This is a genomic window from Dickeya fangzhongdai, from assembly GCF_002812485.1.
GTDB classification, from domain to species: domain Bacteria; phylum Pseudomonadota; class Gammaproteobacteria; order Enterobacterales; family Enterobacteriaceae; genus Dickeya; species Dickeya fangzhongdai.
In genome coordinates this window covers 4289477-4304747 of record NZ_CP025003.1, presented here as the reverse complement: position 1 = coordinate 4304747, position 15271 = coordinate 4289477, and the positions used below count along the sequence as shown (strand labels likewise).

13 protein-coding genes are annotated in these 15271 nt (G+C 56.6%); 9 read left to right on the top strand and 4 right to left on the bottom strand.

The window, feature by feature from the left end; genetic code table 11:
* The first annotated feature begins 3 nt into the window (after positions 1–3).
* Positions 4–1293: a threonine synthase gene (gene thrC / locus CVE23_RS19255; protein ID WP_038920279.1), complete on the top strand. Its 1290-nt coding sequence runs from the start codon at positions 4–6 to the stop codon at positions 1291–1293.
* Between the two features lie 93 nt (positions 1294–1386).
* On the opposite strand, the gene yaaA is transcribed toward thrC, so the two are convergent.
* Complete coding sequence (gene yaaA, locus CVE23_RS19250) at positions 1387–2166, bottom strand: peroxide stress protein YaaA (protein ID WP_038920278.1); 780 nt, start codon at positions 2164–2166, stop codon at positions 1387–1389.
* Between the two features lie 303 nt (positions 2167–2469).
* Between yaaA and tal the strand changes: the two genes are divergently transcribed.
* Positions 2470–3423, top strand: coding sequence for a transaldolase (gene tal / locus CVE23_RS19245; RefSeq protein WP_100850174.1), 954 nt, complete (start codon positions 2470–2472; stop codon positions 3421–3423).
* A gap of 30 nt (positions 3424–3453) precedes the next feature.
* On the opposite strand, the gene CVE23_RS19240 is transcribed toward tal, so the two are convergent.
* On the bottom strand, positions 3454–4599 hold the full coding sequence (locus CVE23_RS19240; RefSeq protein ID WP_038920276.1) for a GGDEF domain-containing protein: 1146 nt from the start codon (positions 4597–4599) through the stop codon (positions 3454–3456).
* Positions 4600–5012: 413 nt separating this feature from the next.
* Here CVE23_RS19240 and mog point away from each other — a divergent pair, with 413 nt between their 5' ends.
* Both mog and CVE23_RS19230 read left to right on the top strand, forming a co-directional pair.
* Positions 5013–5600 carry a molybdopterin adenylyltransferase gene (gene mog / locus CVE23_RS19235; protein WP_038665531.1) on the top strand — a complete coding sequence of 196 codons (588 nt, stop codon included), beginning with the start codon at positions 5013–5015 and terminating at the stop codon, positions 5598–5600.
* Between the two features lie 128 nt (positions 5601–5728).
* On the top strand, positions 5729–7048 hold the full coding sequence (locus CVE23_RS19230; protein WP_038665534.1) for an MFS transporter: 1320 nt from the start codon (positions 5729–5731) through the stop codon (positions 7046–7048).
* Between the two features lie 94 nt (positions 7049–7142).
* On the opposite strand, the gene satP is transcribed toward CVE23_RS19230, so the two are convergent.
* A complete protein-coding gene (gene satP / locus CVE23_RS19225; RefSeq protein WP_022634932.1) occupies positions 7143–7715 on the bottom strand; it encodes an acetate uptake transporter in 573 nt (190 codons plus the stop codon).
* Positions 7716–8100: 385 nt separating this feature from the next.
* Here satP and dnaK point away from each other — a divergent pair, with 385 nt between their 5' ends.
* From dnaK to nhaR, 4 genes are all read left to right on the top strand, one after another.
* Positions 8101–10011 carry a molecular chaperone DnaK gene (dnaK, locus tag CVE23_RS19220; RefSeq protein ID WP_038920274.1) on the top strand — a complete coding sequence of 637 codons (1911 nt, stop codon included), beginning with the start codon at positions 8101–8103 and terminating at the stop codon, positions 10009–10011.
* A gap of 109 nt (positions 10012–10120) precedes the next feature.
* On the top strand, positions 10121–11257 hold the full coding sequence (dnaJ, locus tag CVE23_RS19215) for a molecular chaperone DnaJ (protein ID WP_038920273.1): 1137 nt from the start codon (positions 10121–10123) through the stop codon (positions 11255–11257).
* Between the two features lie 205 nt (positions 11258–11462).
* Positions 11463–12638: a Na+/H+ antiporter NhaA gene (gene nhaA / locus CVE23_RS19210; protein WP_100850173.1), complete on the top strand. Its 1176-nt coding sequence runs from the start codon at positions 11463–11465 to the stop codon at positions 12636–12638.
* Positions 12639–12669: 31 nt separating this feature from the next.
* Entirely contained in the window at positions 12670–13560 is an 891-nt protein-coding gene (gene nhaR / locus CVE23_RS19205) for a transcriptional activator NhaR (protein WP_100850172.1), read from the top strand.
* 76 nt (positions 13561–13636) lie between these two features.
* On the opposite strand, the gene rpsT is transcribed toward nhaR, so the two are convergent.
* Entirely contained in the window at positions 13637–13900 is a 264-nt protein-coding gene (rpsT, locus tag CVE23_RS19200) for a 30S ribosomal protein S20 (protein WP_038665549.1), read from the bottom strand.
* A 395-nt stretch (positions 13901–14295) separates the two neighbouring features.
* Here rpsT and ribF point away from each other — a divergent pair, with 395 nt between their 5' ends.
* The gene (gene ribF / locus CVE23_RS19190) at positions 14296–15237 is read left to right on the top strand and encodes a bifunctional riboflavin kinase/FAD synthetase (protein ID WP_038665552.1); all 942 of its coding nucleotides are present in this window, start codon (positions 14296–14298) and stop codon (positions 15235–15237) included.
* The last annotated feature ends 34 nt before the right edge of the window (positions 15238–15271 follow it).

Here is a 15271-nt window from a genome sequence, read left to right as displayed (position 1 = left end):
CGCATGAAACTGTACAATCTGAAAGATCACAATGAACAGGTGAATTTCGCCGAAGCGATCCGCAAAGGGCTGGGGAGCAATCAGGGCCTGTTTTTCCCGCTTGAGCTGCCGGAATTCGACCGCACGGCGATTGATGAACTGCTGGAACAGGATTTTGTCACCCGCAGCAGCCGCATTCTGTCGGCGTTCATTGGCGATGAGATGTCCGATGAAACCGTCTACCAGCGCGTTAAAGCGGCTTTCCGCTTCCCGGCGCCGGTAGTGCCGGTGAGCGAAGACATCGCCGCGCTGGAGCTGTTTCACGGCCCGACGCTGGCATTCAAGGACTTCGGCGGCCGCCTGATGGCGCAGATGCTGGCGGAAGTCGCGGGCGATCAGCAGATCACGATCCTGACCGCCACCTCGGGCGATACCGGCGCGGCGGTTGCGCATGCGTTCTACGGCCTGAAGAACGTGCGGGTGGTGATCCTGTATCCGAACGGCAAGATCAGTCCGTTGCAGGAAAAACTGTTCTGTACGCTGGGCGGCAACATTCACACTATCGCCGTCGACAGCGATTTCGATGCCTGTCAGGCGCTGGTGAAGCAGGCGTTTGATGATGAAGAGCTGAAACGTGCGATAGGGCTGAATTCCGCCAACTCCATCAACATCAGCCGTCTGCTGGCGCAGATCAGCTACTATTTCGAAGCGGTGGCGCAGTTGCCGCAGGAAGCTCGCAATCAACTGGTGATATCGGTACCGAGCGGCAACTTCGGCGACCTGACCGCCGGCCTGCTGGCGAAATCGCTGGGCCTGCCGGTGAAGCGCTTTATCGCCGCCACCAACGCCAACGACACGGTGCCGCGTTTTCTGCAAAGCGGCGCCTGGCAGCCGAATCCGACCGTGGCGACGTTGTCCAATGCGATGGACGTGAGCCAGCCGAACAACTGGCCGCGTGTGGAAGAGCTGTTCCGCCGCAAGAACTGGCAACTGAAAGAGCTGGCGTTCGGCGCGGTGAGCGATGAGACCACCAAAGCCACCATGCTGGAACTGGCGGCGCTGGGCTACACGTCCGAGCCGCACGCGGCGATCGCTTACCGTCTGCTGCGCGATCAGTTGCAGCCGGGCGAATACGGCCTGTTCCTGGGCACCGCCCATCCGGCGAAGTTCAAGGAGAGCGTCGAGGCGATTCTCGCTAAGACATTGCCGCTGCCGGCGGCGCTGGCCGAACGCGCCGATTTGGCGCTGCTGTCGCACCACTTCGCGCCGGACTTCGCGCAGCTGCGTCAATTCCTGATGGAACTGCCGCGCTAATTCTGCAACGTATTACTTCTGCACGTATGACGGCCGGAAAGGGGGAAACCGCTTTCCGGCCGTGTTCGTTTATGGAGCGGATAACCCGTTTTGTCAGGCGTCGCGTTCGCGGCGCTTGAAGATCAGTTCGTCTGCCGAGGAGTTGGCGGCGTCAAAGTAATAGCCTTCGCTGTCAAAGTTTTTCAGTTGCTCCGGCGTGGTCAGGCGGTTCTGAATGATGAAGCGGCTCATCAGGCCGCGCGCTTTCTTGGCGTAGAAGCTGATCACCTTAAACTTGCCATTCTTCTCATCGAGAAAGACCGGTTTTATCAGCCGCGCCTTGAGTCTGGCCGGTTTGACGGATTTGAAGTATTCGTCGGACGCCAGATTGATCAGAATATCGTCGTTCTGCGCTTTCAGCGCCTGATTGAGCGTGTCGGTGATGGTATCGCCCCAGAACTGATACAGGTCGTTGCCCGCGTCGTTTTTCAGCCGGATACCCATTTCCAGCCGGTAAGGCTGCATCAGGTCCAGTGGCCGCAGCACGCCGTACAGGCCGGACAGAATACGCAGATGCTGCTGGGCGAAATCGAAATCCGCCTCGTTGAAATCCTCCGCCGCCAGCCCGGTGTAGACATCGCCTTTGAACGCCAGCAACGCCTGACGCGCGTTATCCAGCGAAAATTCCGGGTGCCATTCCTGAAAACGGGCTGCATTCAGGTCCGCCAGCTTATCGCTGATACCCATCAGCGAGGCGATATTCGCCGGGGTCAGCTGTTTGCAATGCCGCATCAACTGCTGGGAATACTCCAGCAGAGCGGGTTGCGTGTAGCGTTGCGTGGGCAGCGGGCTGGTGTAATCCAGCGTTTTGGCAGGTGAAAGGGTGATCAGCATAAACGTATCCCGTTGGTGTCTTGAATGGCCTTACTGTAGCAAAAGCCGGTAAAAAAGGGGCGATGGCTGTGACAGGCGTGATAAATCAGCGTGGTTTAGGCTCTCGTGTGATTTTTCATCAAAAACAGGGGTAAAAGAAAAATAAATGATGTTTATTTTGTTGATTTTTAATTGAAAAAATATTTTGTTTCCTGCGTGCGGTTTTTTTCTGGTCCGCTTGCGCGGGCTTGGGCGCGTGTTATTATCAGGCTCTGGCGACAGTTCCTGCCACCAGTTCATGCACAAACAATGAGAAAGGCCAACATGACGGATAAACTGACTTCCCTACGCCAATTCACCACTGTGGTGGCGGATACCGGCGATATCGCGGCAATGAAGCTTTACCAGCCGCAGGACGCCACCACCAACCCTTCCCTGATTCTGAATGCCGCGCAAATCCCGGAATACCGTGCGCTGATTGATGACGCTGTGGCCTGGGCCCGCGCGCAGAGCGACAAACGCGAGCAGCAGGTTGTCGATGCGACGGACAAACTGGCGGTTAATATCGGTCTGGAAATTCTCAAGTTGATTCCGGGGCGCATCTCCACCGAAGTGGACGCCCGTCTTTCCTATGACACCGCAGCCAGCGTCGCCAAAGCGAAACGCCTGATCAAGCTGTACAACGATGCCGGCATCAGCAACGACCGTATCCTGATCAAACTGGCGTCCACCTGGCAGGGGATCTGCGCCGCCGAGCAGTTGGAAAAAGAAGGCATCAACTGTAACCTGACCCTGCTGTTCTCGTTTGCTCAGGCGCGCGCCTGCGCCGAAGCGGGCGTGTTCCTGATTTCCCCGTTCGTGGGCCGTATTCTGGACTGGTACAAAGCCAACAGCGACAGGAAAGAGTTTGCGCCGCACGAAGATCCGGGCGTCATCTCCGTTACCGACATCTACAAATATTACAAACAGCACGGTTATGAAACGGTAGTGATGGGCGCCAGCTTCCGCAATGTCGGCGAGATTCTGGAACTGGCTGGTTGCGATCGCCTGACCATTGCGCCGGCGCTGCTCAAAGAACTGGCGGAAAGCCAGGGCGACGTGGCGCACAAACTGTCTTACAGCGGTGAGGTGAAAGCGCGTCCGGCCAGACTGACCGAGTCCGAATTCTACTGGCAGCACAATCAGGATCCGATGGCGGTGGACAAACTGGCCGACGGTATCCGTAAGTTTGCGGTAGACCAGGAAAAACTGGAAAAAATGATCGCCGCGCTGTTGTAAGACGCGACGTCTTTTTCGTGTGGAAAACGGTCAGCTGGCGCTGGCCGTTTTTGTTTCTGCGTCGCCTTGCAGAGGCCGGGCGAGCGGGGTGGTGATCGTGCAGTTGCGGGTTCTTTTCGCCAGATACAGGTTAACGTCGGCGCGGCGGATGATTTCATCCAGCCCTTCATCCGGCGACTCGACGGTCACCAGCCCGATGCTGACGGTAATTCCCGGCGACATGGATGTTGAGGCATGGCCGAGCTCATGGATTCCCTCTCTGACGCGCTCCGCTACGCGCACCGCGTTTTCCTGCGAGATGTTGGGCAATATGACGGCAAACTCGTCGCCGCCCAGACGGCAGAGGATGTCATGACGGCGAAACGAATGCCGAATAACGTCCGCCACCGCTTTCAGCGCTTCGTCGCCCGCCGCGTGTCCCAGCGTGTCGTTGACCTGCTTGAAGTGATCGATATCAATCAGCATGGCGCACAGCGGCTTGTTTTCATGACGCGCCGCTTTCAACGCGCGGTTGGCTGACTGGTAAAACGCATCCCGGCGCAGAAAGCCGGTCAGATCGTCGTAACGGGCGGTGGTCGGCAGCTCAATCAGATATTTTTTTGCGACCAGCGACAGCAGGCTGCCCATGACGGCAACCATCAGGCTGATGCAGGCCAGCGTGATGACTTCCGCCGAGGTGGTGGCAATGTTGCCAAAGCCGGGCGAGGAGCCCAGCGTGGTGACGCGTATGCGTAAGCCGATCAGTTTGTCGGTGGGCGAGAGAATCGGCATGACGGTGGTGAGCTGCTCCTTTTCCGGCGGGTTACCGGCGGACGGCAGCAGATTCTGGCATACCCGAATGATCGCCATGTCGTTGAGGGAAAGATTCAGTTCTGACAGGCGGTTGATGCATTCGTGGCCGACGTCGCGGGTGTTGAACGCCATAATGCGCACCCGGGAAAACATCGAGTTGCCGACCTTGTAGAAATGGTCGCTTTCAGCGATTTCGCCGCTGGTGTTATAGGACTCGTACAGACGGATGATGCTGTCGAAATTGCGTTTTTCCTCCTGCCAGTCTTTCTGGCGGGAGTTCAGCAACAACAGGCTGGTTAGAGCAACCGAGAACAGGCCAAACAAAACAAAAGCGGAAACCGGATTGGCAAGCAATCTGACAATGTGATTTTTAATAAAATTCATTCACTTTTCCTGCATTTCCCGATGATGCGCCGTTGCCCGGCAATCGGTCTTACTTACCGAGTCTGCTCCGCTCGGGGATTTCGCTTACCGGGTTGAACCGAATGGTGCCCGGAATTCGCACAGTCGTGATTAACGTTGTGGTTTCCGTTCACTTTCCTTGTTCAATCTGGCTGCGACAATCACGCTGGCTGAGGTAGACTCTTAATTATTGTTATTGTCAGAAACATTAATCGATGAGCGAGAATTAACTCGTTGAATCGTTAGATATTGTGCACGGTCATAACGTATTTTCTTGTGGAACCGCGCAGATTTCGAACATTGTCGCATTAGCGAGCGGATTTTTGAACGGATTTAACGCTTCGGATTATTAATCAGACTGATAGAATAAATTTTTTGATAAACAAGAGGTGCTTATGAACAGTCTATGTGTTGGTTTGGTATCCATTTCTGATCGCGCATCCAGCGGTGTCTATCAGGATGAAGGCATTCCGGCTCTGCAGGCATGGCTGGCGGAAGCACTGACCACCCCCTTCGACGTGCAAACTCGTCTGGTGCCGGATGAACAGCCGCTGATTGAGCAGACGCTGTGTGAACTGGTGGATGAGTGCGGTTGCCATCTGGTGCTGACCACCGGCGGCACCGGCCCGGCGCGTCGGGATGTGACGCCGGACGCCACGCTGGCGGTGGCCGATCGGGAAATGCCGGGATTCGGCGAGCAGATGCGGCAGATCAGCCTGCGGTTTGTTCCCACCGCCATTCTGTCGCGTCAGGTTGGCGTGATCCGTAAACAGGCGCTGATCCTCAACCTGCCGGGGCAGCCGAAATCCATCCGCGAGACCCTGACCGGCCTGAAAGATGCGTCCGGCCAGGTCATCGTACCGGGGATTTTCGCCAGTGTTCCCTACTGCATCCAACTGCTGGAAGGACCTTATATCGAAACCAATCCGGACGTAGTAGCAGCTTTTCGCCCCAAGAGTGCGATACGCGATATAAAAAGCTGAAGTTAACGCAATTTGTTGATAACCATCGCCTGGTGCTGGTGTGCCAAAAATCTGCCGCTATAGTAAGGTTTCATTTACACAGCGATTTGAAATTATTTTCTTATTGTACTGGCATTGTGCGGTGATTTATGGCTGGCGAACAACACCGTCGATTGAATCGACACGATTATCAAACCCTTTCATTGGCGGCGCTGGGCGGCGCGCTGGAGTTTTACGACTTCATCATCTTCGTCTTTTTTGCCGCTGTTATCGGCGATCTGTTTTTTCCGTCGGATATTCCTGAATGGCTGCGGCAGGTTCAAACCTTTGGCATCTTTGCCGCCGGCTATCTGGCTCGCCCGCTGGGCGGTATCGTGATGGCGCATTTTGGCGATCGGGTCGGTCGCAAAAAAATGTTCAGCCTGAGCATCTTACTGATGGCCCTGCCCACACTGGGAATGGGGATGCTGCCGACCTATGCTTCCATCGGCATCGCGGCGCCTTTGCTGCTGCTGTTGATGCGGGTGCTGCAGGGCGCGGCGATCGGCGGTGAAGTGCCGGGTGCCTGGGTGTTTGTCGCGGAACACGTTCCCCGCTCTCGTATCGGCATCGCCTGCGGCACGCTGACCGCCGGGCTGACGCTGGGGATTTTGTTCGGTTCGATGATCGCCACGCTGCTTAATACCTTGCTGCCGCCCGCGCAGATCGTCGCCGGCGGCTGGCGTATCCCATTCTTTATCGGCGGTATCTTCGGACTTATCGCGCTGTATTTGCGCCGCTGGCTGCAGGAAACGCCGATTTTCCGCGAGATGCAGGCGCACAAAGCGCTGGCGGACGAACTGCCGCTCAAGACAATCGTGTTACGTCATAAGAAAGCGATACTGGTCAGCATGTTGCTGACCTGGATGTTGTCCGCTGGAATTGTCGTGGTGATTCTGATGGCGCCGGTGTATTTGCAAAAATTGCATGGTATCCCGGCGGCGTTGACGTTACAGGCCAACAGTCTGGCCACCGTTGCGTTAATGGTCGGCTGTATTATCGCCGGGCTGGCGGCGGACCGGATTGGCGTCGGCCGTACCTTCATCATCGGCAGTCTGTTGTTTGCGACGTGCAGCTGGCTGTTTTACTCCCATGCCGCGCAGAGCCATAGCCTGCTGTTTATCAGCTATGCGCTGGCGGGATTGAGCGTCGGGGTGGTGGGCGCGGTGCCTTACGTGATGGTGCGGGCGTTCCCGGCGGCGGTGCGTTTCTCCGGCATTTCCTTCTCGTATAACGTGGCATACGCCATTTTTGGCGGCATGACGCCCATTTTCGTTACGCTGATGATGAAGTGGACGCCGCTGGCGCCGGCCTTCTATGTGCTGGCGTTGTGCGCGTTGGGGCTGGTGCTGGGCGTTTATCTGCAAAGCCAGACTCACCGCGAGGTGGAAGCACAGGCTGAGCAGGTCGGTTCTCCGGCCGGGGTGTAGACTCGCGCGGACATCCGGACAAAAAAAGAGAGGCGCCTGATGCGCCTCTCTTTTTGCGTTGGTTTGCGTTGGTGCCGCTCTAAACGGTTTTCCGTCAGTGCGCGCCGCGAGCGCCAATCGGCAGTACGGTACGGCCGTACTGTTCGTTGAGCACTTCGGCCATCGCCAGATAGATGGCGCTGGCGCCGCAGATAATGCCTTCATAACCGGCGAAGGTCAGCAGCGCGTGGTTTCCGGTGATGTTGCCGATCGCCAGCAGGGCGAACAGCACGGTCAGGCTGGCGAACACGAACTGCAGTGCGCGGTTGGCGCCCAGGGTGCCGAAGAACATGAACAGGGTGAAGATGCCCCACAGCGCCAGGAACACGCCGAGGAACTGCGCGTCGGCCGCTTCCGCCAGGCCCATTTTCGGCAGCATGATGATGGCGACCAGCGTCAGCCAGAACGCGCCGTAGGAGGTAAAGGCAGTCACGCCAAAGGTATTGCCTTTCTTATACTCCAGCAGACCGGCCAGGATCTGGGCGATGCCGCCGTAGAAGATTCCCATGCTCAGAATAATGGAAGTCAGTGGGAAAAAGCCTGCGTTGTGCAGGTTTAACAGAATGGTGGTCATCCCGAAGCCCATCAGTCCCAGTGGGCCCGGATTCGCCAACGTTTTCGCGTGCATACATCCTCTGCAATAACAAAATGGTCAATGTGTTGTTGTGTCTCAAGGTTTGCCCGGCGGGCGTTCCCATGAGGTAAACGGAGCGTCGCCGGTACCCGCTGTCAGGCCGGGTCAATCCCTTTTCTGCGGCGAGCGCGGCATCATAGCGGGCGGGAATGGGCGATACAACCAGATAGGATGCGAATACTTTGATCAAAAACCGGGAAGATGCAGTTTTTTTTGGTTAGTGCCCCTTGATGCAGGAATTGTCGTCCCCATCTTAGAGTCATCAAAGCGGTTTGACCGAAAAGACAAAGACGATTTCGGGGTGTTGAAAAGCAACATTTCGCCCGCATAGTAGGTTAAACCACCACACCGGATATGACTTTTAAGTGGAGATGTTTAGATGGGTAAGATTATTGGTATCGACTTGGGTACAACCAACTCTTGTGTAGCGATTATGGACGGTACGCAGGTTAAGGTACTGGAAAACAGCGAAGGCGATCGCACCACGCCTTCCATTATTGCCTATACGCAAGATGGTGAAACTCTGGTTGGCCAACCGGCTAAACGTCAGGCGGTGACTAACCCGAAAAATACGCTGTTCGCCATCAAGCGTCTGATTGGTCGTCGTTTCCAGGATGAAGAAGTACAGCGCGACACCAACATCATGCCGTACAAAATCCTGCCGGCCGACAACGGCGACGCCTGGGTGGAAGTGAAAGACCAGAAACTGGCTCCGCCGCAGATTTCCGCTGAAGTCCTGAAAAAAATGAAGAAGACGGCGGAAGATTATCTGGGTGAAACCATCACCGAAGCGGTCATCACCGTACCGGCATACTTCAACGACGCCCAGCGTCAGGCGACCAAAGACGCCGGCCGTATCGCCGGTCTGGAAGTCAAACGTATCATCAACGAACCGACGGCGGCTGCGCTGGCTTACGGCCTGGACAAAGGCGTCGGCAACCGCACTATCGCTGTATACGACCTGGGTGGCGGTACGTTCGATATCTCCATCATTGAAATCGATGATGTCGACGGCGAGAAAACCTTCGAAGTACTGGCGACCAACGGTGATACTCACCTGGGCGGCGAAGACTTCGACAGCCGTATGATCAACTACCTGGTCGACGAATTCAAAAAAGAGCAGGGCTTTGACCTGCGTAACGACCCGCTGGCGATGCAGCGTCTGAAAGAAGCGGCGGAAAAAGCGAAGATCGAACTGTCTTCCGCTCAGCAGACCGATGTTAACCTGCCGTACATCACGGCGGACGCCACCGGCCCGAAACACCTGAACATCAAGGTAACTCGCGCCAAACTGGAATCGCTGGTCGAAGATCTAGTAACCCGTTCCCTGGAGCCGCTGAAAGTGGCGTTGCAGGATGCCGGGCTGTCGGTTTCCGAAATCCACGACGTGATTCTGGTCGGCGGCCAGACCCGTATGCCGCTGGTGCAGAAGAAAGTTGCCGATTTCTTCGGTAAAGAACCGCGTAAAGACGTGAACCCGGACGAAGCGGTGGCGATTGGCGCCGCGGTGCAGGGCGGCGTGCTGGCTGGCGACGTGAAAGACGTGCTGCTGCTGGACGTTACTCCGCTGTCTCTGGGTATCGAAACCATGGGCGGCGTGATGACTCCGCTGATTACCAAGAACACTACTATCCCGACCAAGCACAGTCAGGTGTTCTCGACGGCGGAAGACAACCAGTCCGCGGTGACGATCCACGTACTGCAGGGTGAGCGTAAGCGCGCCCACGATAACAAATCGTTGGGGCAGTTCAACCTGGACGGTATTCAGCCGGCGCCGCGCGGTATGCCGCAGATCGAAGTCACCTTCGACATCGATGCCGACGGTATCCTGCATGTTTCCGCTAAAGACAAGAACAGCGGTCGCGAGCAGAACATCACCATCAAGGCGTCTTCCGGCCTGAACGAAGACGAAATCCAGAAGATGGTGCGTGAAGCTGAAGCCAACGCCGAAGCGGATCGTAAGTTTGAAGAGCTGGTGCAGGCGCGCAACCAGGGCGACCACCTGCTGCACAGCACCCGCAAACAGCTGGAAGAAACCGGCGACAAACTGGCCGCTGCCGACAAGACCGCTATCGAAGAGGCGCTGAAAGCGCTGGAAACTGCGCTGAAAGGCGAAGACAAGGCGGACATCGAAGCGAAGATCCAGAAGCTGGCGGAAGCGTCTACCAAACTGCTGGAAGCCGCTCAGCAGCAACAGGCTCAGGCCGGTGCTGCCGGCGCCGACAATGCAGCCCGTCAGGATGATGATGTCGTTGACGCCGAGTTCGAAGAAGTCAAAGACAAGAAATAATCGCCCTTAAGCGGGCGCAGTAGCGGTAGCTCATACTGTTGCTGGCAACCAGCACGGGCGTCGGGGAAACTCTGCGCCCGTGCACGCATGTTGAGGGCAGGAAAAAAGAATGGCGAAGCAAGACTACTACGAGATTCTGGGCGTTGCGAAAGACGCGGATGAGCGCGAAATCAAAAAGGCTTACAAACGGCTGGCGATGAAATATCACCCGGATCGCAATCCGGGCGACAAAGACGCCGAGGCCAAATTCAAGGAAGTCAAAGAAGCCTATGAGATTTTGACCGATGCTCAGAAACGCGCGGCCTACGATCAGTATGGACATGCCGCGTTTGAGCAGGGCGGTATGGGCGGCGGTGGCGGCGCAGGTGGTTTCGGCGGCGCTGATTTCGGCGATATTTTCGGCGATGTTTTCGGTGATATCTTTGGCGGCGGTCGCCGTCAGCGTGCGAGTCGCGGCTCTGATTTACGCTACACCATGGAGCTGACGCTGGAAGAAGCGGTACGCGGCGTCACCAAAGAGATCCGTATCCCGACGCTGCAGGAATGCGACGTTTGTCATGGCAGCGGCGCCAGACCGGGCAGCAACGCGGTGACCTGTCCAACCTGTCACGGCAACGGACAGGTGCAGATGCGTCAGGGGTTCTTCACCGTGCAGCAGACCTGTCCGCACTGTCATGGCCGCGGCAAGATCATCAAAGATCCTTGCACGAAGTGTCATGGTCACGGGCGTGTTGAGAAAAGCAAAACGCTGTCGGTCAAGATTCCGGCCGGCGTGGACACTGGCGATCGCATCCGCCTGGCGGGTGAAGGGGAGGCGGGGGAATTTGGCGCCCCGGCCGGCGATCTGTACGTACAAGTGCAGGTACGCGAGCACCCGATCTTCCAGCGCGAAGACAACAACCTCTACTGCGAAGTGCCGATCAACTTCGCTATGGCGGCGTTGGGCGGTGAAATTGAAGTGCCGACGCTGGACGGGCGCGTGATGCTGAAAGTACCGGCGGAAACGCAAACCGGCAAACTGTTCCGCATGCGCGGCAAGGGCGTGAAATCGGTACGCGGCGGCATTCAGGGCGATCTGCTGTGCCGGGTGGTGGTGGAAACCCCGGTCAATCTGAGCGATCGTCAAAAACAGCTGTTGCAGGAATTGCAGGAGAGCTTTGGCGGCCCGACTGGCGAAAGCAACAGTCCGCGCTCCAAAAGTTTCTTCGACGGCGTGAAGAAATTCTTTGACGACCTGACGCGCTGATCCTGATTACCACCGTGACGCGGTGATAAAAACCGGCCGGTTTATCCTGGCCGGTTTTTTTATTGCCGTTATCCACCGATTCGGTTTTTTCGAGTATTAATCCAGTTTAAAACTGCTTTTAACGATGAGTGGTGTGGCTTAACCTTGCTATCCATTATCGGGCAGTGATGAGTGATGCCCGCCGATGCTGTAAGGGAGAAGAAACGTGATAAAGCTGTTCCGCTATCTGACCGGGCTGGAAGCGGCCGCCGGAATGATTTTGATTGCCGCGACTCTGCTGGCGCTGCTGGTCGCCAACATACCGGCCACATTGCCGTGGTATCAGTCCTTTCTGGAGATACCGGTGGTGATGGGCATTGGCGCGCTGGAAATTAACAAGCCGCTGCTGTTGTGGATCAATGACGGCCTGATGGCGCTGTTTTTCCTGCAGGTCGGTCTGGAAGTGAAACGCGAACTGGTGGTCGGCGCGCTGGCGAGCCGGCGGCAGGCGATACTGCCGGTGGTGGCGGCCTTTGGCGGGATGCTGGTTCCCGCGCTGTTTTTCCTGTTGTTTAACGCCGCTGAAGCGGAAACCCGTTCAGGCTGGGCGATTCCTACCGCGACGGATATCGCTTTTGCGGTCGGCATTCTGGTCCTGCTGGGTAAACGAGTGCCGGCAGGGTTGAAGGTGTTCCTGCTGGCGCTGGCGATCATTGACGATCTGGGGGCGATCGTGATTATCGCGTTGTTCTATACCCAGCAATTGCACTGGCTGGCGCTGTCGGGCGCGCTGGCGGCGATCGCTTTACTGGCGTACATGAATCACCAGCAGGTGATGAAAACGTCTGCTTATCTGCTGGTCGGGATTGTGTTGTGGGTCTGCATTCTGAAATCCGGCGTGCATGCCACGCTGGCCGGCGTGATTGTCGGTTTCTTTATTCCGCTGCGCGCTCCGGCGGGCCACCCCTCGCCCGCCAGTACGCTGGAACATGGGCTGGCAAGCTGGATCGCGTTTCTGGTGATCCCGCTGTTTGCCTTCGCCAATGCCGGCATTACGCTGCAGGGCGTCGCCGTCGAACACTTGCTGTCGCCATTGACGCTGGGCATCGCCAGCGGGTTATTGCTGGGTAAACCGATTGGCGTGTCATTGTTTAGCTGGCTGGTGATCCGCCTTGGGCTGGGCAGGTTGCCGGGCGGCGTGGATTTCCGTCAGGTGATGGCGGTATCGGTGCTGTGCGGCATCGGGTTCACCATGTCTATCTTCATTACGTTGCTGGCGTTTGGCGAGGTGGCCGCGCCGGACATCCTGTACGCCAAACTGGCGATCTTGCTGACGTCGCTCACGACGGCGGTGCTGGGCTACCTGACGTTGCGTTCGGTATTGCCTGCCGCGCAACGCTAAGGCGTGCATGAGAGAGAAGGGGAACGATCGTATGTCGCACATCAACTTCAATCATCTCTATTATTTTTGGCAGGTGTGCAAGACCGGTTCGGTGGCGGGCGCCGCCGAGCGGTTGTTCCTGACGCCGCAGACCATTACCGGGCAGATCAAGTCGCTGGAAGAACGTTTGCAGGGCAAGTTATTCAAACGTAAAGGGCGCGGTCTGGAGCCGACCGAACTGGGGCAACTGGTGTTCCGCTATGCGGACAAGATGTTTGCGTTGAGCCAGGAAATGCTGGATATCGTGAATTACCGCAAGGAGTCCAGCCTGCTGTTTGATGTCGGCGTTGCGGATGCCTTGTCCAAACGGCTGGTGAGCCGGGTGCTGGAAACGGTGGTGAATGAACAGACGCCGATTCACCTGCGCTGTTTCGAGTCCACCCATGAGATGCTGATCGAGCAGTTGAGTCAGCATAAGCTGGACATGATTCTGTCGGATTGCCCGGTCGATTCCGGCCAGCAGGCGGGGCTGTTTTCCCGCAAGCTCGGCGAGTGCTGCGTGAGTTTTTACTGTCGCCGACCGGAGCCGAGTCTGCCTTTCCCCGACTGTCTGTCGCAGCGTAAGCTATTGATCCCGGCGCGCCGCACCATGCTGGGCCGCAAGTTACTCAACTGGTTCAGCGAGCAGAATCTGCCGGTGGACATTATGGGCGAGTTTGATGACGCGGCGCTGATGACCGCTTTCGGTATGAACCATGACGCGGTTTTCGTCGCGCCGTCGCTGCATGCCCGCGAGATGGCCGCACAAGACGACATTATGGAAATCGGCCGCCTCGACAACATTCAGGACGAGTATTACGTCATTTTCGCGGAACGTATGATTCAACACCCGGCGGTGCAGCGTGTCTGCAATGCGGATTTCTCTTCCCTGTTTTGCGAATGAAACAATTTCACTGACGAGCAGGCACAAAAAAACCGGCCTGAGCCGGTTTTTTCAGCGATTCATCACGTAAACGTGATTATTGCATCGCGTTGATCTGCGCAGTCAGATTGGATTTATGACGAGCAGCTTTGTTTTTGTGGATCAGACCTTTGCTGGCCTGACGATCCACGATCGGTTGCATGTCATTAAATGCTTTCTGTGCAGCTTCTTTATCGCCACCGGCGATGGCCGCATACACTTTCTTGATGAAAGTACGCATCATGGAGCGACGGCTTGCATTGTGCTTGCGGCGCTTCTCAGACTGTACGGCGCGTTTCTTAGCTGATTTGATATTAGCCAAGGTCCAACTCCCAAATATATTCTATCGAGGACAATTCAAAGGCCGAGGAATATGCCCTTTTAGCCTTCTTTTGTCAATGGATTTGTGCAAATAAGCGCCGTTTGTACGCCAGCGCTTGTTACGTTGTGATGGCGCGGGATTTTAACAGCTTAAGCGTCGGGAATACAGCCTTTCGCGTCATAAATTCACCGTTTGCCGCCTTTGTGGCGTCAAGCGTTTGATTACGGGTTAAAAGCCGCACGCCCGGCGATGCGCCCGATTTTCGGTATATGAAAAATTCTCATCGAAGCGGGATGCTGAAATCCGCCGGGCCGGCACAAAAGGCATGAATCGCGGGTTAACCTTGCTCGCTGTACAAGGTATAATCCGCCGATTTCCACTGTTTTGAGCCAGTTATGCAGCTAATTCGCGGTATACACAATCTTCAGGCCTGCCATTACGGCTGTGTGCTAACTATTGGTAACTTTGACGGTGTCCACCGCGGACATCAGGCATTGCTTGAACGCCTGAAGCAGGAAGGGCAGGCACGCGGGTTGCCGGTGATGGTGATGATTTTCGAACCTCAGCCGCTGGAGCTGTTTGCCGCCGAGAAAGCGCCGGCACGGCTGACCCGCCTGCGCGACAAGGTGAAATATCTGGCGCAGGCCGGCGTGGATTACCTGCTGTGCGTGACGTTTGACGCCAGCTTTGCCGCTAACCATGCCAATACCTTTATCTCCAGTCTGCTGGTGGAAAAGCTGGGGGTGAAGTTTCTGGTGGTGGGGGATGACTTCCGCTTCGGGGCTGGCCGGGAGGGGGATTTCCTGTTATTACAGAAAGCCGGCGCCGAGCAGAATTTCGAGGTGATCAGCACCACCACTTTCTGCAGCAGCGGCAAGCGGGTGAGCAGCACCGCGGTGCGCGAAGCGCTGGCACAGGACGATCTGGTCCTGGCGGAGGAATTGCTGGGACACCCGTTCAGTATTTCTGGTCGGGTGGTGCACGGCAACGAGCTGGGTCGCACCATCGGTTTTCCAACGGCCAACCTGCCTCTCAAGCGCCAGGTATCGCCGGTCAGCGGCGTGTATGCGGTTCAGGTGTATGGATTGGGCGACGCGCCGTTACCCGGCGTGGCCAATATCGGCACCCGCCCGACCGTGACCGGAGACAAACGTCAGCAGTTGGAAGTGCATCTGCTGGATGTAACGCTGGATCTGTATGGCCGACATATAGATGTGGTGATGTGTAAAAAATTACGTAGTGAGCAGCGGTTTGCTTCGCTGGATGCGCTGAAGCAGCAAATCGCCAACGATGTGGTGGCCGCCCGTGAGTTCTTCGGGTTGAAGGCGCCGGTCTAATTTTTCTCTAGCCGAAAACGAAATCGAGAAGCGA